The organism is Bacteroides sp. 44_46 (assembly GCF_001915465.1).
In the GTDB taxonomy this organism is placed as follows: domain Bacteria; phylum Bacteroidota; class Bacteroidia; order Bacteroidales; family Bacteroidaceae; genus Bacteroides; species Bacteroides clarus.
In genome coordinates, this window is record NZ_MNQO01000020.1 from 201,035 (window position 1) to 227,429 (window position 26,395).

Consider the following 26,395-nt stretch of genomic DNA (forward strand, 5'->3'; position numbering starts at 1 on the left):
TTCTATATTTAAACCTGTTCTATCTCAAATCTTTTTTTGAGATAGCTTGTTATCAAGCTCATTATTCATCTTAAAATTCAGATTATGACTACAATATATACTTTTGCGCAAAGTGCCATCGAAGACGCCAGAAGCGCCGGGCGCTACGGCACCGCCAACTTGTACACCAGCGCCATCAACAGTTTCCGGAAATTCACCGGAGACATCCCTCTCACCTTCAAAGAACTCACGGCAGGTCTGATTAAAACTTACGAAGAAAGCCTGCTCCAACAGGGACGGCGTCACAATACCATATCCGCTTATATGCGTATGTTACGCTCCATCTTCAACCAGGCGCATTTACAAGGTATTCCCGACGCCATATCCGCCGACGAACTGTTTCGTTTCGTTTTCACAGGATACGAACCCACCGCCAAGCGGGCTATTTCGCCCACTCTCATACGGCGCCTCTCGCAATTGAATCTGGAGAAGCAGCCCAACTTACGCTTCAGCCGCGATTTGTTCCTGCTCAGTTTCTATCTCAGAGGGATTCCGTTCGTCGACCTCGTCCATCTCCGCAAAACGGACATGAGATACAACACCATTCATTACCACCGGCATAAAACCCGCCAGCAGCTATCGGTCTATATCGAGCCTTATGCCGCCGATATCCTGCACCGGTACACCGACAAGCGTTCCAAATCCCCCTATCTCCTGCCCATACTTTCATCCACTGGCGCAGAGGGTTACCGACAGTACAAGAGCGCTTTACGCCTCTATAACCAACACCTGCACCAACTATCCAAAATGCTGCGCCTGAATGTACCGCTAACCTCTTACGTAGCCCGCCACAGCTGGGCCACTACCGCCAAAGAAGAGGGAGTGGCCCTTGCCATGATAAGCGAGGGTTTGGGGCATAGTTCCGAAAAAGTCACACACGTATATCTCGCTTCTTTTAACAATAATGCGATGAGTAAAGCCAATAGAAAAGTAATATCTACAATTCATAGCAAAGAAAAAAAAAGAAAAAGCAAAAAATAGCGTGTCAACTTATCTTACGAATTAATCAACAAATTTTACAAGAAATCCATTCTCTTACTTACAAGGTAAGAGAATCTCTTCTCATGGCGACAAAGATAGAAAAAAAATCACCAATACAAATAAATAAATTTGTATTTTTTATTGGTGTATATTTATTGTAAATAGGAATAAAAAGGTATAAAACATATTTTTTGCGTTTAAAAATAATTACAGATATAATTTTTATAATCCTTTGATTTTTACAAATACCCGTTTCTGGAAAAATAAAGGCGCAACCTGTTTTAAATTATCCTGTTTCATTGGGATAGTATCCTTATATGTCATTATAAAACGTTTTTTCCCGATTCTATTCCATTCTCTTACCTTGTAAGTAAGGGATTTCTTTTTTCCACTACCTTGTAAGTAGGAGAAAAGACAAACAAATAGAACAAATATACAGCAAAATCATTCATTTTATCCACCAAAATAAATTGAATGACAGGACATTACAGAAGGTATGAGACAGGTTTTACGTTTCAACAGAATTATCAAATGCATCATCATCGCAGGCGATTTATGTATACTTAACGCTATTTTTATAGTGTTATATCATACATTGGACAGTAATACGCTTGGAGCTACATTCAGCAATTCTCTGCCTCAACTGCTGGTTCTCTTGAATTTAGTATACATTGTATGTAACTATTCCAAAGGCATCATCCTGCACCAGCGCATCGTACGTCCCGATCGTATTATCATGCGCGCCATCCGCAGTACTTTTTTCCATGCTTTTGTATATATCAGCTTAATCAGCCTTGCGGATTTCGGAACGCTCTCGGCCCGTTTTTTCACGCTATTCTATATATCGTTTTTAGCGTGTCTGATTATTTACAGGCTGGCATTCAGACATATCCTGAAATTATATCGCCGTTCCGGCGGAAACTCCCGTACAGCCATACTGGTAGGTGACGGCAGCAACATGGTGGAGCTTCACCATGAAATGACCGGCGATCCGACTTCCGGTTATCGGGTAGTCGGCTATTTCGCGGAAAGCCCTTCCTATCTTTATCCGGAGCATCTCCCGTATCTGGGTGTCCCGGAACAGGTAGTCCCCTACCTCAGCTCCAACAATATCGAACAAGTATATTGCGGACTGACTTCGGCTCATAGCAAGGAAATCCTGCCCATCATCAATTATTGCGAGAACCATTTTCTGCGTTTTTACAGCGTACCCAACGTACGTAAATATTTAAAGCGACGCATGCATCTCGAAATGTTGGGAAACGTGCCCGTCTTGTACATACGTCAGGAACCGTTGGCGCAACCGGAAAACCGTATGCTCAAACGTCTGTTCGACATTGTATTCTCCTTGCTTTTCTTGTGTACCCTATTCCCGATTATCTTTATAATTATAGGAACCGCCATAAAAATCAGCTCTCCCGGACCTGTTTTCTTCAAACAGAAACGCAGCGGTGAAGAGGGTAAAGAATTCTGGTGCTATAAGTTTCGTTCCATGCGCGTCAATAAAGACAGTGATAAGCTGCAAGCCACTAAAAACGACCCGCGTAAAACACGCCTGGGCAATTTTATGCGCAAAAGCAATATCGACGAACTCCCCCAGTTCATCAATGTGCTATTGGGTGACATGTCCGTAGTAGGTCCACGCCCGCACATGCTGAAACATACCGAAGAATACTCCAAACTGATTGATAAATATATGGTGCGCCACCTTGTCAAACCCGGTATTACCGGTTGGGCCCAAATCACCGGATTCCGCGGCGAGACCAAAGAATTGTGGCAGATGGAAGGACGCGTAGAACGAGATATCTGGTATCTGGAACACTGGACTTTCATGCTCGACCTGTATATCATCTACAAAACCGTAAAGAACGCGGTAAAAGGAGAAAAAGAAGCCTATTAAACAGTGAGTTGAAAATTGCGAGTTGAGAGTTAAAAATCATAAACACATGAAAAAAAAGAGTCTGATTATTTTATTATTTCCGCTAATACTTACCGGATGCCAAAGCTACAAGAAAGTACCTTACCTGCAGGATGCTTTACAGCAGACCGCAACAGCGGATACGAACGTTCCCGATATGAGTTTGTACGATGCGCGTATCATGCCGAAAGACTTACTGACAATTGTAGTGAGCTGTCCCGAAGAGCCCGAATTGGCGGAACCTTTTAACCTGACAATAGCCACTCCTGCAAGCAATACCGGCAATAAATCCCTTACTTCCCAACCCGCATTGCAACAATATCTTGTAGACAACGATGGAAATGTAGAGTTCCCGGTATTAGGAACCATTCATTTGGGTGGGCTTACCAAAGGAGAGGCCGAACAATATATCAAAGACAAACTCAAACCCCAATTCCGCGAAACTCCCATCGTTACCGTACGTATGGTGAACTACAAGATTTCCGTTATCGGCGAAGTAGGTCATCCGGGAACTTTCACCATATCCAACGAGAAAGTTAATATCCTCGAAGCTCTTGCCATGGCGGGTGACATGACTATCTACGGCATCCGGGACAATGTAAAACTGATTCGCGAAGACAATAACGGAAAACGGGAGATTATCACACTCAACCTGAACGACCAAGACATACTGCAATCACCTTACTACTACCTGCAACAAAATGACATTCTGTATATCACTCCCAATAAAACGAAGGCAAAGACATCCAATATCAGTGCCAGTACCACAATCTGGTTCTCGGTTATCGGTTCATTGGTATCACTGGCGAGTCTTATCATCGCGATTACAAAATAAGGAGAATTGAAAAACCAAAACAGAAAATTAAAAAATACGGACGTGAAAGAAGAAATATACGACGACTTGTTCGAAGAAAAAGAAGAAAAGACCAACTGGCAGGCTATACTTTTCAAATATGTCATCCGCTGGCCGTGGTTTATCGCCTCAGTCATCCTTTGTCTGGTATGCGCCTGGTTCTATCTGAAAACCACCACTCCTGTATACAACATCAATGCATCCATTATCATTAAGGATGACAAGAAAGGCGGGAACGCAAGCGACCTTAGCGCTTTCGAGGATATCGGCATCATATCTTCTTCTAAAAACATTGACAATGAAATCGAAATTCTTCGCAGTAAATCGCTCATCAAAGATGTAGTCAGCGAACTGGGCTTATATATCAACTATTCCGGTGAAAGCGGATTTAACAAGACCGATTTATATGGTTCATCTCCGGTACTCGTACACTTCCTGCCGGAAGATGCCAAACGCCTTACTGCCCCTATATTTCTGAGTATCAGCTATAATTCCGACCGTCAGATAGATGTAACGGCAACTGTTAACGGAAATACCGTCAACAAACATTTCACAGAGCTGCCTGCCGTTCTGTCCAGTGAAGCGGGTACACTCACTTTTATGTCCAATCCTTCCGTAGCCCTCACGGGCAGCGGTAACATAGAGGTAAGCATCGTCAATCCCCTATCCGTAGCCAAAGGTTACCGGACAGCCCTGTCTATCGAACCGACCAGCAAAACCACTTCCTTCGTTACCGTATCGGTGAAAAACACCAGTAAGAAACGCGGTGAGGATTTTATCAACAAACTGATAGAAATATATAACAAGAACGCCAACAACGACAAAAACGAAGTTGCGCAGAATACCGCCCGTTTCATCGATGAGCGCATCTCCGTCATCAATCAGGAGTTAGGTACCACGGAGCAGGAGTTGGAAAGCTTCAAGCGCGAAGCGGGGCTTACCGACCTCAGCAGCGATGCCCAGCTTGCCATCAGCGAACAGTCCGCCTATGAAAAACTTTGTGTGGAAAACGGCACGCAACTCAACCTGATTCAATATCTCTCCGAATACATCCGGAAGCCGGAAAACGTAACCGCCACTCTCCCCACCAATGTAGGGCTGAACGATGAAACCCTGTCCGGACTCATAGCCCAATACAACGCCTTGATTTTGGAACGCAACCGCCTGTTGCGCACCTCTTCGGAAACCAATCCGGTTGTACGCCGTCTCGACAGCAACATAGAGGACATGCGCGCCGGTATCATTACAACCATTGCCAGCGTGCGCAAGGGATTGCTCATCACCAAAGCCGACCTCGACCGCCAGGCAGGCAAATACGCCGGACGCATCAGTAACGCCCCCGCCCAGGAACGCCGCTTTGTCAGCATCCAGCGCCAACAGGAAATCAAAGCAGGACTTTATCTCATGCTGTTGCAGAAACGCGAGGAAAACAACATCGCGCTGGCCGCCACCGCCAATAATGCCAAAATCATTGACGATGCGATAGCGGATGATTTCCCTATATCTCCCCAAAGCAAAAAAATCTACATGATAGCATTCGTGCTCGGACTCGGCATTCCGGTAGGAGTCATTTATCTCCTGAACCTGCTCAGTTTCCGTATCGAAGGACGTGCCGATGTCGAGAAGCTCACCGATGTACCCATTATCGGTGATGTTCCCCTCACAGAACCGGAAGCCGGACACACCCATACCATTGCCGTCCGTGAAAACGACAATGACATCATGGCGGAAACATTCCGCAGTCTACGCACCAATCTGCTTTTCATATTGGGCGACCCGGATAAAAAAGTAATCCTTGTCACTTCCACCATGAGCGGTGAAGGGAAAACGTTCATCGCTTCCAACCTTGCCGTCAGTCTGGCGCTCTTGGGTAAAAAGGTAATCATCGTCGGACTGGATATCCGCAAACCGGGGTTGAACAAGGTATTCCACATCCCTCATAAGGAACGGGGCATTACCCAGTATCTGTCCGCTCCCCAAAGCACAGACCTGCGTTCCATGGTACTCCCTACCGATATATCCGCCAACCTCAGCGTACTGCCGGGCGGAGCCGTACCGCCGAACCCGACGGAACTGCTGGCGCGTCAGTCTCTGGCAGATGCCATCGATATATTGAAAAAAGAATACGATTACATTGTGCTCGACACGGCTCCCATCGGTATGGTAACAGACACGCAACTCATCGCCCGTGTAGCCGACGCGAGTATTTATGTCTGCCGGGCCGACTATACGCACAAGAACGATTACCGGCTAATCAATGAGTTGTACAACAATAAACGCCTGCCTAACTTATGTACCGTCATTAACGGACTGGACATGACAAAGAAAAAATACGGCTATTACTACGGTTACGGTAAGTATGGCAAGTATTATGGCTATGGTAAGAAATACGGATACGGATATGGCTACGGGTATGGCTATGGTGACACCCCCGATACCAAATAAAATATATACCCCATAAGTCCGGGGCTTGCACGCGCGACACCGTTCTCGTTTCCGGGCTTATTTTTTGTTTGTTTGCTGGTATGCTGCGGCGGTAGAGCGCTGCTGCCGGGCATACCTTTTACACTAACCGATCACAAAAACAATGCAGAATACGAATCACATAGAAATAAAAAGCAGCACAGCTCACCGCCAATGGCTGGTGGCCTATGTACAGTCGTGCCTCGAGAAAAAAACCGCGCAACGGCTTGCCGCCATGGGTATCGAGTGCTATCTGCCTGTTCAGAGCGAAATCCGCCAATGGAGCGACCGCCGCAAACGGGTCGACCGGCTGGTGATTCCCATGATGATATTCGTACACGTCACTCCGCAGGAGCGGCCGCTTCCCCTAAGCCTGCAAGCTGTCAGCCGCTATATGGTGCTGCGCGGTGAAAGTACTCCCGCCGTCATTCCCGACGAACAGATGGCGCAGTTCCGCTTCATGCTCGACTACAGCCCCGAAGCAGTGGAAATGTGCAGCGTCCCGCTGGCTCCCGGCGATGCCGTAAAAGTCATAAAAGGCCCCCTTGCCGGCCTTGAAGGAGAGCTCATCACCGTCAACGGGAAAAGCAAAGTAGCTGTGCGACTGGATATGCTGGGATGTGCGCATGTAGACATCCCCATAGGGTTTGTCGAGAAAAAGGATAAAAAAGAAAAGGCTGTACGATGATTTCACTTTATCACCTTACAGCCTTTTCCGCATCATGTCAATTACACGTATTCCCGTCGCTAAAGCGTCATCGCATTTGCTCCAAACACGCCCAGCACAGCCGAAGCCACCGCAATCACCACCTTCAAAATCGTATCCCAGATTCCTCTACTTTTACTCATTTTCTTGCAATTAATTTATAATTCATAACTTATAACCCATTCTCATCCCAGCGGATTCTCTTCCTCTCCACCGGTATTTCCACCGCCGCCATTACCGCCCGGTGCCGTGCTTCCATCGGCAGATACCAGCTCGAAAGAGACATTGTTGGCAGCTCCTTTCGTAGTGGCAACCGAATCGTTCACCAGCCTCAAAGTCGTAGCGACCTTGAAGTTAATCCGCACCTTATCGATGTTTTTCACCGTACAATCCTTGGGATGTTCCGTGGCCACACAGTGAAACGAAGTGCGGAAAATACCGAAATCATCCAAACGGACACTGTTGCCGTCGGTCAGTTTCTCGCGCATGTTTCTCACGATAGCCTTACCTACATGCAGCACATCCTCTGCCGACATGCCACCCAAAGCCTCGATTTCTTCCGCGATGCGTTTCAAGTCATACATCTTCGCGTCACGCGGTTTTCTTTTCAAGGTATACACCAGCGGAGAAGTCTTGTCTCCGATCTTTTTGTAGCGCTGTGTACGCACTACCAATGCTGTCGCCATAATTCTTCAGTTTTTAATTGTTAATTGTAAAACATTCATCATTCAGTCCCGAGGGGCCCTTTCTCCTGACTGACCATGCAAAGATAACGCTTCGCCCACCCGTATCCGCCCCTTCGCGCATCATCACACGCCATAAGGCGTTTTTCAGCGGTTTTTGACACCTTACGACGCGATAAACCACGCTCTTTTCTTCCACAACCCACTAATTATCATTAACTTTACATCATACAACAAGTCATAAAAGCCATGGAAAAATCCTCTTTCACTCCCCGCAGTTACAGTAAAAGCGAACTGGCAATGCTATACAGTCCCTATATCACACCCAAAGCCGCCGTCCGCAAACTCAACCGCTGGATAGCTTTCAACCCCGGACTCCGGCAACAGCTCGCAGCCACCGGCATACTCCCCAACGCCAAATGCTACACCCCTATCCAAGTGCACGCCATCGTAGAAGCGTTGGGAGAACCGTAACATAAAAACTCCAAGCGTTTAAAAGCCGAACGCCCGGTATTTCAGAGGCAAACACCGGGCATTTCAGCCTGAAACACAAGGCATTCCGGAAGTAAATTCCCGGCCTTTCGGAAGCAAACTCACGGAGTTGTCAGCCCCACCCACGGCAGCCTGTCCTTATCCAGCACTTTCCCCTGCATCTCGGTCATTATCTGTTCCTCGGATTCCCGTTCGTCATATCGCCCGCACGGTTGCCTCACGAACAGCACACTCCCTGTCCGGCACAAATCCTGGTCGCGTACTTTCAACATATCCAGCCGGGTATAACTCCTGTCCGGCTGCTCGATACGGCTGATGGAAAAGATGAAATCGGCCAGGTTCGCCCAGTTGGCGCTGCCCGAAATGGTGTACATGTCTATTTCTTCCAGCTCGTTCTTCCCGTTCAGCTTTTTCAGGCTGCGGGGATGCGCCACGATAATCACCCAGATTCCGTTGGTACGTCCCCACGCCTGCATCTGCGTCAGCATGGCTTTGATGGCCTGCGTCTCCGTATTGTAACGTCCGGTTTCCACTTCCATGAAAAGATACGGGTCGATGATGAGATACTTCAACGGTACGGCACGTTTCACCCGTTCCGCACGCTCTATGATGTTGGCGGGTGTGGGCGAAACCTCGTGCAAATCCAGGTGCGCCATGTGTCCGTCCAGAAAAGAGACGATGGGCTGCAATTGTTCACGGGTATATGCCGCCGTGTTCACCTTACCCAGCATCAGGCGGATAAGATTCGCCATGTGCTTGTTCTTGTCGGGCACCTCGAAGGAGAGATAGCACACATAGCGCCCCGTCTTGGCCATAAGGCGGCAAGTCAGGTCATTCAGGAAATCCGTCTTGCCGCTATTGGGCTTTCCGGTGGCGATTATCAGCCCGCCCTGGTCGGTGGGATGAAACACATGGTCGGTAAGCGGACCGTAACCCACATCGTAACCGTGGTCGTAATTGCCGCTCAACACATTCATAATCTCATCCGCACGCTCACTTACCGTGATGATGTCCGACGTATGATGCGGACACGCCGAGTCGATAATCTCACGTACCACACCGGCGCCGTACATCACAAGCACGTCGGATATATCCTTACAACCGCCGGGCAGTACGGTGAACAGGCAACGCGTACCGAAATAGTCGGCAAGATGCTTCACAAGCGTTCTTCCGGGCAGGTCGCAGTCGCCGCAAATCACCAGTTCCCGCACCCTGTCCAGCCAGGGGCGAAAAGCCTCGAAGCCTTTGGAGAGGTCGCTTGCCGCGCCGTTGGGTACGCTGATGACGTACGGATATCCCGCCTCATACAGGGTCAGCACATCCCGTTCACCTTCGGTGACAATCAGGCGCGGAACGTTCTCTTCGGCAATCCGCAACGGATTGATGCAGTCGATATTGTAAGGCGGGCAAGGCGTGGTGGGCGACTCCTGGCTCCAGCACTTGGTATAACCGGAGGCGGAAACATCGCACGAGCGGTATTTCACATTGACGGGTTGCCCGTTGATGTAATTCACATAGGCGATACAGTGGTACATCATTCCCACAGCGTTCTTTTCATCCTTTTCACCCTTTCCGCTCTTACCGTCCTTGCCGCCGAAACAGCGGTGCATCAGGCAACCGATACGCGCATCGACAGCGGTTTTCAAGGAAATGCCCATATCGGCAAGGTAGCGGCGGGCCGCAAGCTGTTCAGGGTCTGAAGTCTCCGGTTCGTCAGTCAGCGGTTTGATTTTGGAGATTATCTCAGGCGACAGCCGCTTGTAGTCTTCGGGAATCATAGATACCTCGAACGCGGCGGTTCCCCCGCCGACCGATGCCGACGCCATACCGCCCGGCTCTCCTTTTCCGGAACTCCGCTTTGCCGCCGGCGAAGCTCCCGCCGAATACGGATGTCCGGCATCCGACCGTACCGTATCCCGCCGTTCTTCCCAAAAATCCTTCAACCTCCCGTGAAAGTCGCATCCCGCATAGAAGCAGTGATACAACCCCGTCTCACGTGAAATGGAAAGATGTTTCTTCCCGCACTTGGGGCACTCCGCCACAAAATTTTTCCCTACATTTCTACGCTCAGGAAAATCACTCAAATAATAAAAAGGTTTCATCATCCGATATTCATAATTTATAGTCTGTAACTCATAATTCAACACTCCCCCATTTTCCGCTCAGCACATTCCACTCCGCTCCCGCACCCGGACGGGGAGGCGCTTCATCCGGTATATTCACCACTCCTTCCAGCGGGTCGTCGTAAAAGCGCAGGCCGCTTTCCTTATCCGTCCACTCAAACTCGCCAAGCGGATGATTATTGCGTTGCTCGCTCCGCATATCGGCAAGTTTTTGTATCCGCCTCTGTCTTCCGGCATGTGCGGCGTCTTTTTGCATTCGTTGTCCGCCGGCGGATTTCAGCAGGTTGTTCAGCCAGCATAGGCGTCCGGCATAGGTGGATTTCATGAAGCGTTCCTGTCCGGCGAAGTAAGGTATCAGCAGTTCATTCACCAAGTACACCAGATTGAGGCATGCGTCTTCACGTGTCAGCCCCTCTTCCTGCTGGAAACGATTGATGAGCGGAGTAAAGACCTGCGCTTTCTGTATCGGATTCTCATTGATGAGATGAAAGAAATGCCGTGCAGTCTCCAGACTTTTTTCCGCGGAAGATATCTTTCCGGAGGATATATTATTCTTATTATCCTGTATAGTATATATATTATATATATCACCCTGCGGTAATTTTACCGGTAAAGTTTCCGCGGAATCATCCGTTTTTTCCTTCTCTTTCCAAAGGCAGGAATAGAATGAACTCATCCCGTACACATTATCGGCGGGTATGATGCCGAACGCCCCGCTTTGCCGGACTGCCTCGACCAGAAACCGTGCGTTCTTAAACTTCAGCGACTTACTGATATCATAGAAATTCTCTACAGGATAGACCGCATCCTCATTCATATAGGCGGGCATCCCCAAGAGCAACTCCAAAAGTTTCGCAACGGTGGAGTCTGTGATTTTCCGACTTTTCCATTGTCCGATGGTCTTTTGCAGCTCCCGTACGGAAAGTGTTGTTTTATGTGCTTTCATCGCATTTTATTTTAATTTATTAAAAAAGCTGTCGCAAAGATATACCTTTGCACCCACATTCTCCGTACCCATATAGTGGGTACGGATATCAAACATTTCTATTTAATTAACTAAAAACAATTTCATTATGAAATCAAACAGATTCATTTCCGACCATCCGGAATTCGGCGCGTTCCTCAAAAAAGAACTGAAACAACTTGGTATTCCCAGAGAGGCATTCCGCTCTACTTGTCACATGAAGCAAAGCTATCTTGAGGACATAAAAAAGGGCTCCATAATTATGAGGTAGATAGTTACCAGCTCATTCTGAGCGCATTTGAAGAGTTCACGACACCGGAAAACGCACAGCGTATCTATCGGGAAGGGGTAAAATTCTTGTTTCCTAAGCTGAAAGACTAAGGTTTTATGGGTTTATGAAGAAAAATGCCTTTCAAATTTCTCCATAAACTTTGGAGCATTGCGAGTTAATTCGTAATTTTGCTGCACATTTATCAATCACTATTGCTTTCGCCTGCTCAATGATTTGGGAGGGGCGAAAGCGTAGCGTACTCATCCGTATCTATCCAATCAAAAGTTCTAGCGTATTTGAATTCAAAAATATTTTGCAAAAAATATTTTATGAACCTCTTTATGCATATTCCACTCTCTCATTACTTTTAAACAAATAAAACATAATCAATATGGCACGGGATATTAAAATTGCAGTAGCCGGAACAGGCTATGTCGGACTAAGTATAGCGACTTTGCTCAGCCAACACCATCAAGTAACTGCGGTAGACGTAATACCTGAAAAAGTTGAACTGATAAATAACCGTCAGTCACCTATCCAAGACGAATATATAGAACAATTCTTAAAAGAGAAAAATTTGAATTTACGTGCTACTCTTGACGGAACATCTGCCTACAAAGATGCCGACTTCGTTGTAATAGCCGCTCCCACCAATTATGATCCGGTAAAAAATTATTTCGATACCAGTCATGTGGAAGAGGTCATAGATTTGGTATTGGAAGTAAACCCGAATGCCGTGATGGTCATTAAGAGTACAATACCCGTAGGATACTGTCAATCACTTTATAGCAAATATGCAGCAAAAGGTATAAAAAAATTAAACTTACTATTCTCACCGGAGTTTCTCCGTGAGAGTAAGGCTCTTTATGATAATTTATACCCGAGCCGCATCATCGTAGGTACAAACATGAACGACGAACAGCTCACCAAAGCTGCACATACCTTTGCCGCTTTATTACAGGAAGGAGCGATAAAAGAAGATATAGATACTCTCTTCATGGGACTTACCGAAGCCGAGGCTGTAAAACTTTTTGCGAACACTTATCTTGCTTTACGTGTCAGTTACTTTAATGAATTGGACACATATGCAGAAATGAAAGGACTTGATACAGCCGCTATCATCAATGGCGTATGTCTCGACCCGCGTATCGGTACACAGTATAATAATCCATCTTTCGGCTATGGCGGTTATTGTCTGCCTAAGGATACCAAACAGCTTTTAGCTAATTACAGCGATGTGCCGGAAAATTTGATAGAAGCCATTGTAGAAAGTAATCGTACCCGCAAGGATTTCATAGCAGACAGAGTGCTTCATCAAGCTGGTTATTACGATTATTATAATCGGGGCGATTTTAATCCATCAGAAGAAAAACGCTGTGTAATTGGTGTTTACCGATTGACCATGAAAAGTAACTCGGATAATTTCCGCCAATCATCCATTCAGGGGGTAATGAAACGTATCAAAGCCAAAGGCGCGGAAGTTATTATTTATGAACCAACATTAGAAGATGGAAGTACATTCTTTGGTAGTCGCATTGTGAATAGTCTTGATGAGTTCAAAAAACAAAGTAATGCGATTATTGCAAATCGATATGATGTTTGTTTGGAGGATGTGAAAAAAAAGGTTTATACAAGAGATATTTTTAGAAGAGACTAAAGTATGATATGATACAATACAATATAGATTTAGCTGAAAAAAGAGTTCTTGTAACAGGTGCCACAGGATTCATAGGGAGTAACTTATGTAATAGATTACTTCATAAAATACAATACACAACAATCATAGACATCGATAACATGGTGATATCATGGTTTCAAACTTCACCTGCTCTGTAATGACAGAGGAGAGACAATAATATTTTGCCTTACAAGAGCTAATGTGGATGGCCGCAGCCCAAAGGACTGGATAATCCTGATAAAAGATTTGTATGGAGAAGGCTTTGCAGACAGGGGTACATCCCCCAAAACTGTTCAACAACCTGTTTGATGATGGCATCAGGCTCGCTCATGGCATTAAGGCAAAAATGAAGAGCAAACTCAGTCATTCTAACTCTTATCCCAAACTCACGTAATATATGTCTAAAAGAATCAACTACATTGATTATATGCGAGGTATTGCAATCATCCTCGTAGTAATGGGACACTTGATACAATTCAATGGTTTCCCAACTAGCAATCCTGTATTTGAATTTATTTACAGTTTTCACATGCCTCTCTTTTTTGCAATTAGCGGATATATTACCCAAAGAGTTACAAGCATAGAAACTATATATGAATATTTCACATATTTAAAAAAGAAGTTTCTCAGTATTATTCTTCCACTAATAACCTGGTCGCTATTTATCAATCCTTATTTATTAAAAAAACAATGGGAAATATTATCTTACGAAGAAGCATTAAGAATATTACAATACCCTGGCTTATGGTTTCTCAAAATGCTATTTATCATTTTAGTATATTATGGCATCTTCAATCTGATATGCAATAAATTAAAGCCTACAAATTTTTTACGATATTTTTTTGCGACACTCCCCACCACATTGCTAACGTTAGCATCTGTATATCTGAACATTACAGAGACAAACTTGATTCTATTCACTTACGCTTTCTATTTAGGATGTTTCACTGCAAAATTTCCTATCATAGAGCATTTATTAAACAAACAATCGGTTTATGCCATTTCTCTCTTGTCATTTTTTACATTATCTACTCACTGGAACTTTGCAGGGAATCACATAGATGATATTTATAAAATTGTAGTATCAACTTTTGCTTTTATTACCCTACTGAACCTTTGCCAAAAATTCAATTTTAACATAAAAGTAAAAAAATATTACAATTATTTGGAACCCAATCGTTAGCAATATATATACTTCAATTTAGATTATGCAACTTTGGAAATGAAACCCTATTTATTCATATTCATAACATGAATCCGTTCGTTTTATTTTTACTCACTTTAATCGTTGCTATACCCATTTCATACATCTGCTGTATAGTTACTAAAATTATCTACACCAATTCTTTTTTAAGTTTTTTCTTATTTGGGAAAAAGACATTAGCTTCTGACAAGTAAAACATCTATAGCAACCTCCAAAAACAATTCATGAGTTCGACTGCCAACCGTGTCATAAAAAATACCGGTTACCTGTATGCGAAAATGGGCATCACCATGTTCATCTCGCTCTATACTACCCGGTTGATATTAAATTCTCTCGGAGCCAGCGATTTTGGTATTTTCAATATTGTAGGAGGAGCTATTGCCATGCTCGGTTTCCTCAATGCCGCTATGGCAAGTGCCACCCAACGTTTCATGTCCTACTGTGAAGGAGAAGGCAATAAAGAGAAACAGAAACGCATTTTCAATATCAGCTTTATTCTCCATTTTTGCCTTGCATTCATTGTTGGCCTAGCTTTACTGATTAGCGGATATTTCTTTTTCAACGGCATTCTCAATATTCCTGGGGAGAGAATCTTTTCTGCCAAAGTTGTATATGGAAGTCTGATTGTCAGCACTATGTTCACAGTGATGAGTGTTCCTTACAATGCTGTGATGAATGCTCATGAGAATATGAAATATTTTGCCATTGTAGGCATCCTGGAATCGCTGTTAAAGTTAACTGTAGCTTTTGTATGCACATATACTAGTTTTGATAAATTAATTGTTTATGGCATATTAATGACCTGCATACCGCTCATCATTCTTACCATTATGCGAATCTATTGTCACAAACACTATACTGAATGCATCATCTCTCCACGTATGTATTGGAACAGACAGCTAATGAAAGAAATGACAACTTTCGCTGGATGGAACTTTTTAGGTTCGCTCAGTAGCATCGTCTCTCAATATGGGTTGAGTGTGGTTTTGAATCACTTTTGGGGCACCCTATTAAATACGGCGCAAGGAATAGCCAATCAAATTTCAGGACAGTTAATGACCTTTTCAAATGCCATGCTCACAGCATTGGGACCTGTCATAACCAAAAGCAGAGGCAGTGGAAACAATGCGCTAATGCTACAAGCCTCTTTATTAGGTTGCAAATATGCATATATCATCTTGTCGTTTTTTGCCATACCATTTATATTAGAAACGCCTTATCTTCTTAAATTATGGCTAAAGGATGTTCCTGAATGGAGTATTGTTTTCTGCCAATTACAATTGCTAAGAAGCATCATAGAGCAACTTACCGTAACTATTGGCGCAGCCATAGCTGCACAAGGTAACATAAAAGGAATATCCTTGTATAAAAGTATACTCGGGTTCCAGCCTATCATACTCACAGCCATATTCTTCTATTATAGTTTCCCACCCTATGTTATGTACATTATATGGATTATTTGCGGAGGAATCATCGGTGGATGTGTTTCATTATATTATACAAGAAAACTATGCGATCTAAGTCTTAGGCAATATGCGAAAGTGATCTTATTGCCTTGCCTAATGCTTTCTACCGTTATGCTCTTCTTTGGGTTTATACCACAATTGATATTCTCTGAATCTTTCTACCGATTAATGGGGACGTGCTTGCTAACCACAGTTAGTATGGTAATCTTTAGCTGGAAGATTATATTAGGACAAACAGAAAAAAAAATCATAACCTCAATATTTCAAAAAAATAAAAGAAAGGTATGTTTTTGGATAAAATAAAGAAAATAAGAAAGATTAAGAGTGCAAAAGACATTACAAACTATTTATGGGGAATCAGCGTGAGAAAGACACGTGCTACTTGGCTATATCCCTTTCTCTATCGTTCTTATTGGCATTATCTTTTGCATAAATCCTCCAAACCCAACCACCAATCAAAGAAATCCTATTACGCCGCTCGCCCGAATCCGGGAGCCGGTATCGGGCATCAGCTGGCAAATTGGATAGCCGGATATTGGTATGCCAAGCAACTCGGTCTTACATTTGCCCATATACCATTTTCAACTTCGCAGTGGGATATTTTTTTAGGATTCGGAAACGGAGAAGTCAAAGTTGAAGAGTTGAAGCGGCAAGGAATAAAGATAAGGAAACTCCCTTTGTTCACTGACGGAAATACGATAGAATTCGCTTTAAACAAGGCAATCATTCAGTCGTATGCAAATGAGAAAGTCGTTTTCATAGCAGAGCAAGACCAATTCTACAAAGCACAATATGGAGTAATGGAAGAGTTAAAACAAAAATTCCACTCTGCTCCAGCACGAAAGAATGAAAAATTAATTTATAACAAAGACCACTTTAACATAGCCATCCACGTAAGAAGAGGAGACATTATGCTCGATCCATCTAATCCTAACTTAGTTATGAGATACCTAAGCAATGATTATTTTGAAAAAGTGTTGAAACAAGTAACAGAAAACCTGCAAACCAACAAGCCTATCCACATTTATTTCTTCTCACAAGGAAAGCCGGAAGATTATCCTGAGTTTGCACAATATCCTAATTTACATTGGTGCTTGGATATGAACGCACAAGAATCATTCCTACATTTTGCCTATGCTGACCTATTGATAACCAGCAAAAGTTCGTTCTCTTATAAACCAGCCTTACTGAATAATGGAATAAAAGTATGTCCCAAGAATTTCTGGCATGGATATCCTACTAGTAAGGATTGGATACTCGTTGAGAATGACGGAACAATTGATTTAAATGAAAAATCAAAATTCATATAAATAAACATCATCAATGAGCCATATATAAACGAAAATTTGCTTTATTATCTCCATAACACTAAATATTAACAAAAATTCAAAAAGTAACTATTATGAATCCTATATCTATCTTCATCTTAAAGGTTCTCCGAAAACTATATGCAAAGACTTTTGGAGGATATGTATTACCACCGCTACAAAGGGAAGAAAATATTGATAAAATTTCAGAGATTATTTACGACTTATTATCTTCTGACAAACCATGTATGATAGCACGATTCGGCTCAACAGAATTATCTGCTATAGTCAACTATTTAGGAGTAAATACTCCACACCATTCTATTTGTAAATTTATCAAAGGGGAACAACCGGAATGGTGGTGGAATCATAATATTATGAATCAGATGCAGCAGTGGAGTGGTTTCTTTCCTGCTACTCCACAAAATATGCAACGATTTGGAGAACTGATGATAAATGACTCAAAAGAAATTGATATTCTAGGTAGTTGGGTAAGAAATGAATATCAATTATCTTCATTCTTACCTTCAAATATGAAAAAAGTAGATAGAGATAATATAAATCCTTTCTTTGCAAAAAAACCTTGGACTAAAGCATTAGAAGGAAAGAATGTTATAGTTATACATCCTTTTGCAGAAACAATAAGAAAACAATATAAGATAAAAGACAAAATATTTCCAAACGGTTTACTTCCTGATTTTAATCTAACCGTAATAGAGGCTGTTCAAAGTTTGGGGGGAGAAAATAACAAATACCCCACATGGTTTGAAGCTCTACAATATATGGAACATGAATTAGACAAAATAGATTACGATATATGTCTGATAGGATGTGGTGCATACGGATTTCCGCTAGCTGCTCATATAAAAAGACAAGGGAAAAAAGCAATACATATCGGAGGAGCTTTACAATTATACTTCGGAATAAAAGGAAAAAGATGGGAAGGAAAAGGATATAAAGGTGGAATCAATGACTATTCCAAACTTTTTAACGAATATTGGACTCGTCCTAGTGTTAACGAAAAACCTAAAAATTCTTCAAATGTAGAAAATGGTTGTTATTGGTAATTTTAATATGAACAATATGATAAACATAGCATTTGCTCCTGATGATAATTATGTGATGCCTACTTGTGTTGCCATTACATCAGTACTTGAAAATACTCACACAGAAATCACTATATACATTATTTATATTAAAGATAATCTGTCTGAAAGAAATCGTACAATTTTAAAAAACACGATTTGTAACTATAATCAAAACGTCTGCTTTGTAAAAGTAAATAAAGATGATTTACAAGGATTTCCTAATTTACGCCACGGTCTCTCTGCATACTTAAGAATCTTAGCTCCAAAATTATTTCCTAATATTAACAAACTTCTTTATTTGGACGGGGATTTGATTATAAACTATTCGATTTCTGATTTATACAATATAGACATAAAGGATTATCAACTTGCTGCAGTTTCAGACCTCAAGCCCCTCTTCACTCCGAACTCTATTCCTTCAATAGGATATTCTTACAATCACCCTTATTTTAATTCTGGAGTTCTGTTGATGAACTTAAAAGAATTAAGAAAAATAGATTTGCAGGAACGTGTAAAAGTATATCTAGAAACCTATAAAGATAGAATTTATAATGAAGACCAAGACATACTGAATTGTGTTTGTCCTTTAATCTTAAATTTAGAGCCTAAATATAATTCCATAATTCATTTATGGAACAAGAACATTACATATTGTAAAAAACTTTGGACAGATCAAGAAATAGATGAAGCAAAAAGATCTCCTATAATTATCCATTACTTAGGTGGACATAAACCTTGGAAATATGAAACAAGACATCCCTTTAAAACAATATGGTATCATTATTTAAAGAAAACTTATTTCTACGATTATACTCCACATAAGAGTTTCAGGAAATTTTTATCTCTAATCAAAGGATCTGTATTACAACCTTTCAAATAATCAAATGCTAGGGCGTCCTCTATTTTTCTGCTATTTACTAACTATTTTCCCAATATTACCCTATTTGGGTTCTATTGGCTTGCATAATCAAACTATTTCATGGATTATAAATTTTGTCTTAGTTACATCAGCCATCCTCGTATGCAAAAAATACTTCAAGCCATCGAACAAAGCTGATTATTATTCTATCTATGCATTTGGGCTTTGGAGCATAATAGGCATTATAAGAGGAATAATTGTAGCAGATAATTATTGGGAGTATAAAAACTTGATTAGTTCTTCGTTTGATCTCTCAGTCCCTATATTTGCTATAATTTTTTCGTTTCCTGCTATTCTAAGTAAATCTTTGCACTATTGGATAAAATTCTCCATTCCTTTGTTTTGTATTATAGGAATATGGATGGTTAGTTCTGGCAGGTACCAATTTTTGTTAGGACCAATCTATCTGTTGATATGTTTCTTCCCTTTCGTCTCGAAAAAATGGAAAATACTATTATTAGGATTCGCCCTATTTTTACTATTTATAAATTTGGGAGCCAGAAGCCAATCCCTAAAATCTTTGATTTCAATATTAATAGCCTTGGCTTTTATATTTCATAGGATTATTGGAAAAAAGATTATCTATATTACATTTTGGAGTCTATGGATTATACCTATAATATTGCTTACATTAGGAATAATAGGGAAATTCAACATTTTTGAGGATTTATCTTCACATCAAGGAGAATATATAAACACGAAAACAGGGGAAGATTTAAGTAGTGATACTAGAACGTTTATTTACAAAGAAACAATATTGTCAGCCGTTCATAATAAATATGTATTATATGGAAGAACTCCAGCCAGAGGGAATGATAGCAAAAGTTTTGGAACTTTTAATTCCGAAATATTAAGAACTGGAAAATATGAAAGATTTAAAAATGAAGTATGTCATCTTAATATCTTTACCTGGTTAGGAATAATAGGTATTATCCTTTATAGCAGTATTTATTTTGTAAGTTCCTATCGGGCTGTTTTTAATTCAAGAAATAAATATATACAATTCATAGGACTTTTAATAAGCTTTCATTGGGCGTATGGTTGGATAGAAGATATTAATAATTTTGATATTTTAACAATTTCATTATGGATGATGATAGCTATGGGACTTTCATACGAATACAGACAGATGTCAAACAAAGCGTTTAAATTATGGGCGAGGAATATATTTATCAAAACATTATAAGTATGAGAATAGGAATTGTTGTAAATATTGACACTGTAACATTATTGCCTTATTTAACAGAACCTGCAGATAAGGAGTTGGTGAACAAGTATTGTAGTCCTAATGGCGCTCCAGCAGTAAACACTCTTATACTATCATTTTTAAAACATGGACATTTCCTACGTATTTTCACCAATGCAAAAAAAACGTTTAACATAAAGACGCCACAAGTAGAAATCTATGCAATAGAAACATATAACAAATACCCAATAAAATATTTGTGGGGGGGATTTATCACGGCTGAAAGATTGAAGAATTTAATGTGTGACAAATTAGATGACTTAGATACATTGCACGCCCATTGGACTTACGAATATGCTTATGCAGCTTCATTCTATGAGAAAAAATTACCTGTATTTTGTACCATACGAGATTATGCTGCTTACATATGGAAAATCGAATCTTGGAAAAATAAAATATCACGCATATTTAAACAGATAATGAATGATGTTGTAATAAAACACAAACACATGCATTTTATAGCCAATTCGCCTTATACAGCTCATATAGCCAAGAATATTTATAAAAAAGACATACCTATAATCCCTAATTCAATAAAAGACTCATTCATTAAACAGGGAGAACATATCTATCCTAAAGAATTTACATTAGTCTGCATATCAAGTAGTAATGACAAAAGGAAGAACATCATATCCCTTCTTAAAGCTTTCAAACTATTTAGGCATAAACACCAAATAGGAACATTACAATTAATAGGTTCTCCTTTTATAGCAGAAGACTCCTTAATAAAAAGATGGAAAGAAAAAGAACTACTAGATAATGTAGAATTGATAGGTAGATTACCCCATAATGACATAATTAGCTACTTGGATAATTGTTCTATTTTTATCACACCATCCTTGGAAGAAACATTCGGTAATACACTTTTAGAAAGTATTGTAAGAAAGGTTCCTACAATAGGCGGTATAAATTCTGGAGCCGTACCTTATGTCTTGCATCATGGGGAAGCAGGGTTTTTATGCGATGTTTCGAAACCAGAATGTATTTTCCAAACAATAGAGGATTTGTTCTTGAATCCCAAAAAAGCCAAAGAAAAAGCAGAAAAAGGATATAAAATTATTATCTCTGAATATAGCGAAAGTATTGTATGCCAAAAGCATATTGATTTATATAAAACATATTTATGAAAATACTCCATCTTTTCAATGAACTAAAATTTTCCGGTGCGGAAATTATGTATGTGAGCGCCGCTCCTTTGTTTCAGAAATTAGGTTGTAAACTTACAGTAGCAAACACTTCTCTACAATTAGGAGAATACACCCCCGCATTTAAAACCGCAGGATATACTATTATACACCAATACATACCACACGCTCTTTTAAGACAATGGAAAATGAGAAAGGAACTGATTCAACTCATAAAGGAAGGAGGATATGACGTAGTACATATTCACCGATCTGATTTGCGATGGATTATGTCTTATTGCGCATGGAGAACAAGATGTAAAGCTGTATACACCACTCATAGTGTATTTCGTTCTCACTGGTACAGTTATCCACTGCACTTTATGCAACGTTGGACAGCCTACCACCTTTTTCATTGTACATTCCAAACTATCAGCGATTCCGTAGATGCTAACGAACGTAATTACTACCATACCCAAACCACCCTTATCTATAATTGGTATGGAAGCACGCGTTTCTATCCGGCTACAAAAGAAGAAAAAAAACAAACCCGTCTAGAACTAAATATTCCACAAGATGCCTTAGTGATAATTTCTGTAGGAGGATGCAGTCATATCAAACGCCATCATGACGTTATAAAGGCCATGCCTACCATTCTAAAAAAATATCCGAAAGCCATTTATTTACATTTAGGAGAAGGAAACACACTGGAAGAAGAAAAAGTATTGGCTAAAAGTTTAAATTTAAACCAAAATGTTCGCTTCTATGGAAATCAAAAAGATGTACGCAATTTTTTGATAGCCTCGGATATATATGTTATGCCAAGCAAATTTGAGGGAATTTCTCTCACTACTATTGAAGCTATGGCATGCAACATTCCTGCAATTCTTTATAATGTGCCCGGTCTGAGAGACTTCAATAAAGAAAAAGAATGTGCTCTACTAATTCCTGAAAGCACAGAAGTACTAGCTAAATCTATTATCGAACTTTATGAAAATCCCAAACAACAATCTACTTTAATCCAAAATGGAAAAGAGTTCGTAGATGCTTATTTCAACATGGAAAAGAATGCAAGAAAAATATTCGAACTATATACAAAAAGATGAAAACCATAGCTGTACTTCTTACTGTATTCAACCGTAAAGACAAAACCATCCAGTGCCTGCATAACATAAAGGCACAACAACTTCCTACAGATATACAAACAGATATCTATATTGTGGATGGAGGTTCTACAGACGGTACTGTGGAAACTGTGAAGAAGAATTTTCCGGAAGTTCATATAAAAACTACAAATGGACTGTTTTGGAATCGTGGAATGATTGAAGCTTGGAAAATGGCAGGTAATAGTTATGATTATTACCTTTGGCTGAACGATGACACCTTTATCCATAAAGACTGCATCAGTACCCTGCTATATGTCTCTACACAGAAAAGAGACAAAGCCATTATCATGGGTTCTACTACAGATACTCAAGGAAACGGCATACTGACTTATGGAGGTAGAGACGAGACGGGTAAGGTAGCCCAATCCTCTGATGATAGCCCTGTAGCAGTTGTGATGATGAATGGCAACATTGTCCTTGTACCCCAAGTAGTGTATAGGCAATTAGGAACACTCGATCCTTACTTCACCCATGCACGTGGTGATTTTGACTACGGACTACGTGCCCGAAAAGCAGGAATAGCAATGTGGCAGGCTGGTCATCCATTAGGAGAATGCGACCTGCACGAACGCATTGATGCTTGGTGTGACCCAGAAATACCACTTGGCAAACGTTGGAAATTGATGCACCGCCCCAACGGAATGCCTCCAAAAGAGATATTCTATCTGGAGAGAAGGCACTATGGACTGGGAATCGCTTTATTTCATTATTGCACCATCCATGCAAGATGTCTTTTCCCCTCGATTTGGATAAAATTCAAATAAATACACATATATGGTGTCGCATGATGGCAAAGAAAATACCTAATACTATCTACATAGTTAAATATACAGTCTCATAAGAATCATAATGCCAAAAGATAATACTATTATTATTCAGAAAAATAAGAGAAATGAAGTATTTGACCTTGCAAGAGGAATAGCCATTATACTGGTTGTCATTGGTCATAGTGGATGTCCAGAATATCTTAGAAATTTTATTTATTTATTCCATATGCCTGTGTTTTATACCTTTTCAGGTTATTTTTTCAATAGCAAAAAAAACATACAAGTATTTTCCTTTATAAAAAGAAAAATCGATTCTCTTTACAAGCCTTTTGTAATATATTCATTTGTTTTCTTACTATTTACAAATATATTTTACAAATCACACATAATTAGCAAGTCAATTTCGTTAGAGGATTTTCAGAAACTAGGCATCCATATATTAATCTTTAAAAACTCAATTCCTCTCCTTCCGTTTTGGTTCTTAAGGAGTCTGTTTATTATCAATGTCATCTTCTTATTTGAATACACATTTATGTTAAGAAGAAAATATGATGCCAGAATATTAATGATTATCAATCTTATCCTATTTTTCATAGGCTCATATTTTTGTATGAATGGCACTCATCTTCCTTTAGAATTGCAAAGAGAATTTATTCTTCTGCTATTCTTTACATTCGGTTTTTACTTGAAAATGATCCCGTCTATTCTTAAAATAGATAATAATTTATATCTTATTATCAGAATCTTAATATTGTTAGTATGTCCTTTTTTTGCCAAAATAGACTTAGCATATAGTATAATATTCAACCCTATAGTATTAATAGTTTGTTCTTTCTGCGGAATTACTCTTCTATTGGATTTCTGTAATTTTCTAAAGCAATGTAAACAACTAGTTATTACTAAAAAAATTCTCTGCCTATGCGGAAAACATAGTTTGGCTATCTTTGCTTTACATTTTATATCATTCAAGATAGTATCTCAAATCATTATTAATATAAAACATTTAGATATTAATCTTTTAACATCTTTTCCTACAATAAAAGACATTTCTCCCTATTGGTGGATATTTTACACTATCATTGGAGTTCTTACTCCTTTGGCATTAAATATACTCTATACTCGAATTAATAATTTCAAAAAACAACGATGAATAATCTTCTATTGACAGCAACTATAAACCCTGCTCACTATAGCAATACGAATGTCGTTTTAACAAATGTTCAAAAGAGGCTTTCACAATATAAGACAGCACTAAAGTATTACATCACGGAAAGCTCTTTTGTCACAATTATTTTTGTAGAAAATTCATCTTTCGAATTCAATGCAGATATATATCACATGCTGGCCCAAAAGCACAATAAAAGATTTGAGTATATACCAATCAATACCGACATAAAGAAAACCATACAATTAGGAAAGTCATACGGAGAAGCTGTATGCATAGAAGAAGGTATAAATAAAAGTGTCTTATTAAAAAATGAAAAAACTTTTTATAAGATAACCGGGAGAGTAATTTAAAAAAATAACTCTCTATTTACCCAATATAAAGACAATTCTTCTCGTTTCTTATTCAGAAATGATTTAAAGAAATGTTATACCGTATTCTTCAAAGCAAATATTGAAGATTATAGAAAATATTTCTTTGATGCCAAAAATAATTGTAATGAATCTCAGAACAAAGATATAGAAGCTGTTTTTTATCAAATTATCTCTGAAAAACAAATTGCAACAAAAACTTTTCATTCTTACCCTTTGCTATTGGGGACTATAGGGACAACTGGTGACAGTTACAATGATACAAATGTGGTCTTTTTCATTAAGAATGTTATGGCAAAAATGGGAATGTTTTCATATTTACCCAATGGTGGTATTATAAATATCTTAGCTAAAATACGTCTGACACTATTTAAAAAACATCACAACATATAATATGCCACTTCATAGCATCATCATCCCCGTCTATAACGTAGAGCACTATTTAAATCAGTGCATCGACAGCATCCTGTGCCAAGACTACATACTTTTTGAACTCATTCTGGTAGATGATGGCTCTACGGATGGTTCACCTATAATATGTGACGAATATGCCCAAAGAGACAACCGTGTGAAAGTCTTCCATCTAAAAAACGGAGGAGTCAGCAAAGCCCGAAACTATGGTTTAGAAAAAGCCCAAGGGGCATACATTTCTTTTGTCGACAGTGATGATTTTGTTAGCAAAGATTATTTGAAAGTCATCGGTCAAGCTATTAAAGGAGAACCCGACCTTATCACCTTTAACTATATCCGTTGGATAAATTCAAATAAACAGGAAACGGGCAGGTTCAGATTATCGGAAGGGATATATCAAGAAATAAACAAATTGTATAACGAAGCTATTTGTTTGGAAATTGTTTCGCTATCCGTTTGTTGCGCAATATTCAAAAGAAGTATTATCACCGCATATCAGCTAAGCTTCAACGAAAATATGAAGACGTGCGAAGACTTTATGTTTTCACTCAATTATTATCAGCACATACAAAATTATTCTGCCATAGACACACCTCTTTACTTCTATCGAGAGAACTTGAACAGTGCGACAGGGAAACGCGCATTGCAACATGCAGCAGACTATCAAATCATATTTGATAAAATAAACAGAATTCTCGAACAACAATCTTTCAAAGATGAGATAAAAGATTTGTTTCAACGCAGATGGACCCGATGGATTATTGCTTTAGTTGCCAACTACAAAACACAAAGAATAAGCAATAAGAAAATTGAAGAAGTAGTTTGCCAACAACCATATTACGATGCTATGCTACAATTTAGAAGTAAAGGCTTTTTATGCCAAACGGAACGATGGCTGCTGAAAGAAAAAGCCTTTGTAAGCATCAAGTTATACTTGAATGTCATTAAGAATATCAAGTATCTGCTAAAACGTTATAAATTCTAAGATCT

The 26,395-nt window shown here is 40.1% G+C and carries 25 protein-coding genes and 1 pseudogene; 22 read left to right on the top strand and 4 right to left on the bottom strand.

From position 1 onward, the window contains the following. Positions 1–84: 84 nt before the first annotated feature. The 5 genes from BHV73_RS13380 to BHV73_RS13400 all read left to right on the top strand — a co-directional run bounded on the left by BHV73_RS13380 (position 85) and on the right by BHV73_RS13400 (position 6,942). Entirely contained in the window at positions 85–1,020 is a 936-nt protein-coding gene (locus BHV73_RS13380) for a tyrosine-type recombinase/integrase (RefSeq protein ID WP_009120728.1), read from the top strand. 496 nt (positions 1,021–1,516) lie between these two features. Then, positions 1,517–2,920, top strand: a complete 1,404-nt coding sequence (locus tag BHV73_RS13385; RefSeq protein WP_039950225.1) for an undecaprenyl-phosphate glucose phosphotransferase — start codon at positions 1,517–1,519, stop codon at positions 2,918–2,920. A gap of 46 nt (positions 2,921–2,966) precedes the next feature. Beyond that, positions 2,967–3,773, top strand: a complete 807-nt coding sequence (locus BHV73_RS13390) for a polysaccharide biosynthesis/export family protein (protein ID WP_286738551.1) — start codon at positions 2,967–2,969, stop codon at positions 3,771–3,773. Positions 3,774–3,815: 42 nt separating this feature from the next. After that, complete coding sequence (locus tag BHV73_RS13395) at positions 3,816–6,236, top strand: GumC family protein (protein WP_286738552.1); 2,421 nt, start codon at positions 3,816–3,818, stop codon at positions 6,234–6,236. 142 nt (positions 6,237–6,378) lie between these two features. Next, the gene (locus BHV73_RS13400; RefSeq protein ID WP_009120721.1) at positions 6,379–6,942 is read left to right on the top strand and encodes a UpxY family transcription antiterminator; all 564 of its coding nucleotides are present in this window, start codon (positions 6,379–6,381) and stop codon (positions 6,940–6,942) included. A gap of 59 nt (positions 6,943–7,001) precedes the next feature. Here BHV73_RS13400 and BHV73_RS13405 read toward each other — a convergent pair whose 3' ends face one another. Together BHV73_RS13405 and BHV73_RS13410 are read right to left on the bottom strand one after the other, a co-directional pair. Beyond that, complete coding sequence (locus tag BHV73_RS13405; protein WP_022218693.1) at positions 7,002–7,103, bottom strand: smalltalk protein; 102 nt, start codon at positions 7,101–7,103, stop codon at positions 7,002–7,004. Positions 7,104–7,145: 42 nt separating this feature from the next. Beyond that, the gene (locus BHV73_RS13410) at positions 7,146–7,646 is read right to left on the bottom strand and encodes an HU family DNA-binding protein (protein WP_009120720.1); all 501 of its coding nucleotides are present in this window, start codon (positions 7,644–7,646) and stop codon (positions 7,146–7,148) included. A 246-nt stretch (positions 7,647–7,892) separates the two neighbouring features. Here BHV73_RS13410 and BHV73_RS13415 point away from each other — a divergent pair, with 246 nt between their 5' ends. Then, positions 7,893–8,117 carry a DUF4248 domain-containing protein gene (locus BHV73_RS13415; protein WP_009120718.1) on the top strand — a complete coding sequence of 75 codons (225 nt, stop codon included), beginning with the start codon at positions 7,893–7,895 and terminating at the stop codon, positions 8,115–8,117. 119 nt (positions 8,118–8,236) lie between these two features. Here the strand turns inward: BHV73_RS13415 and BHV73_RS13420 are convergent, their stop codons facing one another. Together BHV73_RS13420 and BHV73_RS13425 are read right to left on the bottom strand one after the other, a co-directional pair. After that, positions 8,237–10,237, bottom strand: a complete 2,001-nt coding sequence (locus BHV73_RS13420; RefSeq protein WP_286738710.1) for a bifunctional DNA primase/helicase — start codon at positions 10,235–10,237, stop codon at positions 8,237–8,239. 31 nt (positions 10,238–10,268) lie between these two features. Beyond that, a complete protein-coding gene (locus tag BHV73_RS13425; protein WP_286738556.1) occupies positions 10,269–11,204 on the bottom strand; it encodes a hypothetical protein in 936 nt (311 codons plus the stop codon). A 127-nt stretch (positions 11,205–11,331) separates the two neighbouring features. Between BHV73_RS13425 and BHV73_RS13430 the strand changes: the two genes are divergently transcribed. The 16 genes and pseudogenes from BHV73_RS13430 (at position 11,332) to BHV73_RS13495 (ending at position 26,390) form a co-directional block, all read left to right on the top strand. Then, positions 11,332–11,493, top strand: a complete 162-nt coding sequence (locus tag BHV73_RS13430; RefSeq protein WP_022218689.1) for a hypothetical protein — start codon at positions 11,332–11,334, stop codon at positions 11,491–11,493. Positions 11,494–11,884: 391 nt separating this feature from the next. Then, positions 11,885–13,150: a nucleotide sugar dehydrogenase gene (locus tag BHV73_RS13435; protein ID WP_148359896.1), complete on the top strand. Its 1,266-nt coding sequence runs from the start codon at positions 11,885–11,887 to the stop codon at positions 13,148–13,150. Between the two features lie 8 nt (positions 13,151–13,158). Then, entirely contained in the window at positions 13,159–13,329 is a 171-nt protein-coding gene (locus BHV73_RS13440; RefSeq protein WP_148359897.1) for an NAD-dependent epimerase/dehydratase family protein, read from the top strand. Beyond that, positions 13,301–13,532, top strand: a pseudogene (locus BHV73_RS14755) (transposase); the annotation flags it as partial. The gene BHV73_RS13440 and the pseudogene BHV73_RS14755, both read left to right, overlap by 29 nt. A gap of 36 nt (positions 13,533–13,568) precedes the next feature. Next, positions 13,569–14,354 (top strand): acyltransferase family protein, encoded by a 786-nt coding sequence (locus BHV73_RS14710; protein ID WP_353681453.1) that lies wholly within the window; start codon positions 13,569–13,571, stop codon positions 14,352–14,354. 245 nt (positions 14,355–14,599) lie between these two features. After that, positions 14,600–16,144 carry an MATE family efflux transporter gene (locus BHV73_RS13450; protein ID WP_148359899.1) on the top strand — a complete coding sequence of 515 codons (1,545 nt, stop codon included), beginning with the start codon at positions 14,600–14,602 and terminating at the stop codon, positions 16,142–16,144. Then, positions 16,132–17,151 carry an O-fucosyltransferase family protein gene (locus BHV73_RS13455; RefSeq protein WP_286738559.1) on the top strand — a complete coding sequence of 340 codons (1,020 nt, stop codon included), beginning with the start codon at positions 16,132–16,134 and terminating at the stop codon, positions 17,149–17,151. Before BHV73_RS13450 ends, BHV73_RS13455 begins: the two co-directional genes overlap by 13 nt. A gap of 92 nt (positions 17,152–17,243) precedes the next feature. After that, entirely contained in the window at positions 17,244–18,215 is a 972-nt protein-coding gene (locus BHV73_RS13460; RefSeq protein WP_148359901.1) for a hypothetical protein, read from the top strand. A gap of 16 nt (positions 18,216–18,231) precedes the next feature. Next, positions 18,232–19,116: a glycosyltransferase family 8 protein gene (locus tag BHV73_RS13465; protein WP_187366624.1), complete on the top strand. Its 885-nt coding sequence runs from the start codon at positions 18,232–18,234 to the stop codon at positions 19,114–19,116. 529 nt (positions 19,117–19,645) lie between these two features. Next, positions 19,646–20,341 carry a hypothetical protein gene (locus BHV73_RS13470; protein ID WP_148359903.1) on the top strand — a complete coding sequence of 232 codons (696 nt, stop codon included), beginning with the start codon at positions 19,646–19,648 and terminating at the stop codon, positions 20,339–20,341. Continuing rightward, entirely contained in the window at positions 20,308–21,528 is a 1,221-nt protein-coding gene (locus tag BHV73_RS13475) for a glycosyltransferase family 4 protein (RefSeq protein ID WP_286738562.1), read from the top strand. The genes BHV73_RS13470 and BHV73_RS13475 overlap by 34 nt, the downstream gene beginning before the upstream one ends. After that, positions 21,525–22,631, top strand: a complete 1,107-nt coding sequence (locus tag BHV73_RS13480) for a glycosyltransferase family 4 protein (protein ID WP_148359905.1) — start codon at positions 21,525–21,527, stop codon at positions 22,629–22,631. Before BHV73_RS13475 ends, BHV73_RS13480 begins: the two co-directional genes overlap by 4 nt. After that, positions 22,628–23,455 carry a glycosyltransferase family 2 protein gene (locus BHV73_RS13485; protein WP_148359906.1) on the top strand — a complete coding sequence of 276 codons (828 nt, stop codon included), beginning with the start codon at positions 22,628–22,630 and terminating at the stop codon, positions 23,453–23,455. The genes BHV73_RS13480 and BHV73_RS13485 overlap by 4 nt, the downstream gene beginning before the upstream one ends. Positions 23,456–23,540: 85 nt before the next feature. Further along, complete coding sequence (locus BHV73_RS14715) at positions 23,541–24,608, top strand: acyltransferase family protein (RefSeq protein ID WP_353681455.1); 1,068 nt, start codon at positions 23,541–23,543, stop codon at positions 24,606–24,608. Next, positions 24,605–24,976: a hypothetical protein gene (locus tag BHV73_RS13490; RefSeq protein WP_286738564.1), complete on the top strand. Its 372-nt coding sequence runs from the start codon at positions 24,605–24,607 to the stop codon at positions 24,974–24,976. Before BHV73_RS14715 ends, BHV73_RS13490 begins: the two co-directional genes overlap by 4 nt. Positions 24,977–25,388: 412 nt before the next feature. Continuing rightward, positions 25,389–26,390 carry a glycosyltransferase family 2 protein gene (locus tag BHV73_RS13495; RefSeq protein WP_286738565.1) on the top strand — a complete coding sequence of 334 codons (1,002 nt, stop codon included), beginning with the start codon at positions 25,389–25,391 and terminating at the stop codon, positions 26,388–26,390. Positions 26,391–26,395 lie beyond the last annotated feature (5 nt).

Excerpts from the sequence above, each read along its gene's own strand:
- BHV73_RS13380 (WP_009120728.1), top strand. The coding sequence starts at position 85 with ATGACTACAATATATACTTTTGCGCAAAGTGCCATCGAAGACGCCAGA.
- BHV73_RS13385 (WP_039950225.1), top strand. The coding sequence starts at position 1,517 with ATGAGACAGGTTTTACGTTTCAACAGAATTATCAAATGCATCATCATC.
- BHV73_RS13390 (WP_286738551.1), top strand. The coding sequence starts at position 2,967 with ATGAAAAAAAAGAGTCTGATTATTTTATTATTTCCGCTAATACTTACC.
- BHV73_RS13400 (WP_009120721.1), top strand. The coding sequence starts at position 6,379 with ATGCAGAATACGAATCACATAGAAATAAAAAGCAGCACAGCTCACCGC.
- BHV73_RS13405 (WP_022218693.1), bottom strand. The coding sequence starts at position 7,103 with ATGAGTAAAAGTAGAGGAATCTGGGATACGATTTTGAAGGTGGTGATT.
- BHV73_RS13410 (WP_009120720.1), bottom strand. The coding sequence starts at position 7,646 with ATGGCGACAGCATTGGTAGTGCGTACACAGCGCTACAAAAAGATCGGA.
- BHV73_RS13415 (WP_009120718.1), top strand. The coding sequence starts at position 7,893 with ATGGAAAAATCCTCTTTCACTCCCCGCAGTTACAGTAAAAGCGAACTG.
- BHV73_RS13420 (WP_286738710.1), bottom strand. The coding sequence starts at position 10,237 with ATGAAACCTTTTTATTATTTGAGTGATTTTCCTGAGCGTAGAAATGTA.
- BHV73_RS13425 (WP_286738556.1), bottom strand. The coding sequence starts at position 11,204 with ATGAAAGCACATAAAACAACACTTTCCGTACGGGAGCTGCAAAAGACC.
- BHV73_RS13430 (WP_022218689.1), top strand. The coding sequence starts at position 11,332 with ATGAAATCAAACAGATTCATTTCCGACCATCCGGAATTCGGCGCGTTC.
- BHV73_RS13435 (WP_148359896.1), top strand. The coding sequence starts at position 11,885 with ATGGCACGGGATATTAAAATTGCAGTAGCCGGAACAGGCTATGTCGGA.
- BHV73_RS13440 (WP_148359897.1), top strand. The coding sequence starts at position 13,159 with ATGATACAATACAATATAGATTTAGCTGAAAAAAGAGTTCTTGTAACA.
- BHV73_RS14710 (WP_353681453.1), top strand. The coding sequence starts at position 13,569 with ATGTCTAAAAGAATCAACTACATTGATTATATGCGAGGTATTGCAATC.
- BHV73_RS13450 (WP_148359899.1), top strand. The coding sequence starts at position 14,600 with ATGAGTTCGACTGCCAACCGTGTCATAAAAAATACCGGTTACCTGTAT.
- BHV73_RS13460 (WP_148359901.1), top strand. The coding sequence starts at position 17,244 with ATGAATCCTATATCTATCTTCATCTTAAAGGTTCTCCGAAAACTATAT.
- BHV73_RS13465 (WP_187366624.1), top strand. The coding sequence starts at position 18,232 with ATGATAAACATAGCATTTGCTCCTGATGATAATTATGTGATGCCTACT.
- BHV73_RS13475 (WP_286738562.1), top strand. The coding sequence starts at position 20,308 with ATGGGCGAGGAATATATTTATCAAAACATTATAAGTATGAGAATAGGA.
- BHV73_RS13480 (WP_148359905.1), top strand. The coding sequence starts at position 21,525 with ATGAAAATACTCCATCTTTTCAATGAACTAAAATTTTCCGGTGCGGAA.
- BHV73_RS13485 (WP_148359906.1), top strand. The coding sequence starts at position 22,628 with ATGAAAACCATAGCTGTACTTCTTACTGTATTCAACCGTAAAGACAAA.
- BHV73_RS14715 (WP_353681455.1), top strand. The coding sequence starts at position 23,541 with ATGCCAAAAGATAATACTATTATTATTCAGAAAAATAAGAGAAATGAA.
- BHV73_RS13490 (WP_286738564.1), top strand. The coding sequence starts at position 24,605 with ATGAATAATCTTCTATTGACAGCAACTATAAACCCTGCTCACTATAGC.
- BHV73_RS13495 (WP_286738565.1), top strand. The coding sequence starts at position 25,389 with ATGCCACTTCATAGCATCATCATCCCCGTCTATAACGTAGAGCACTAT.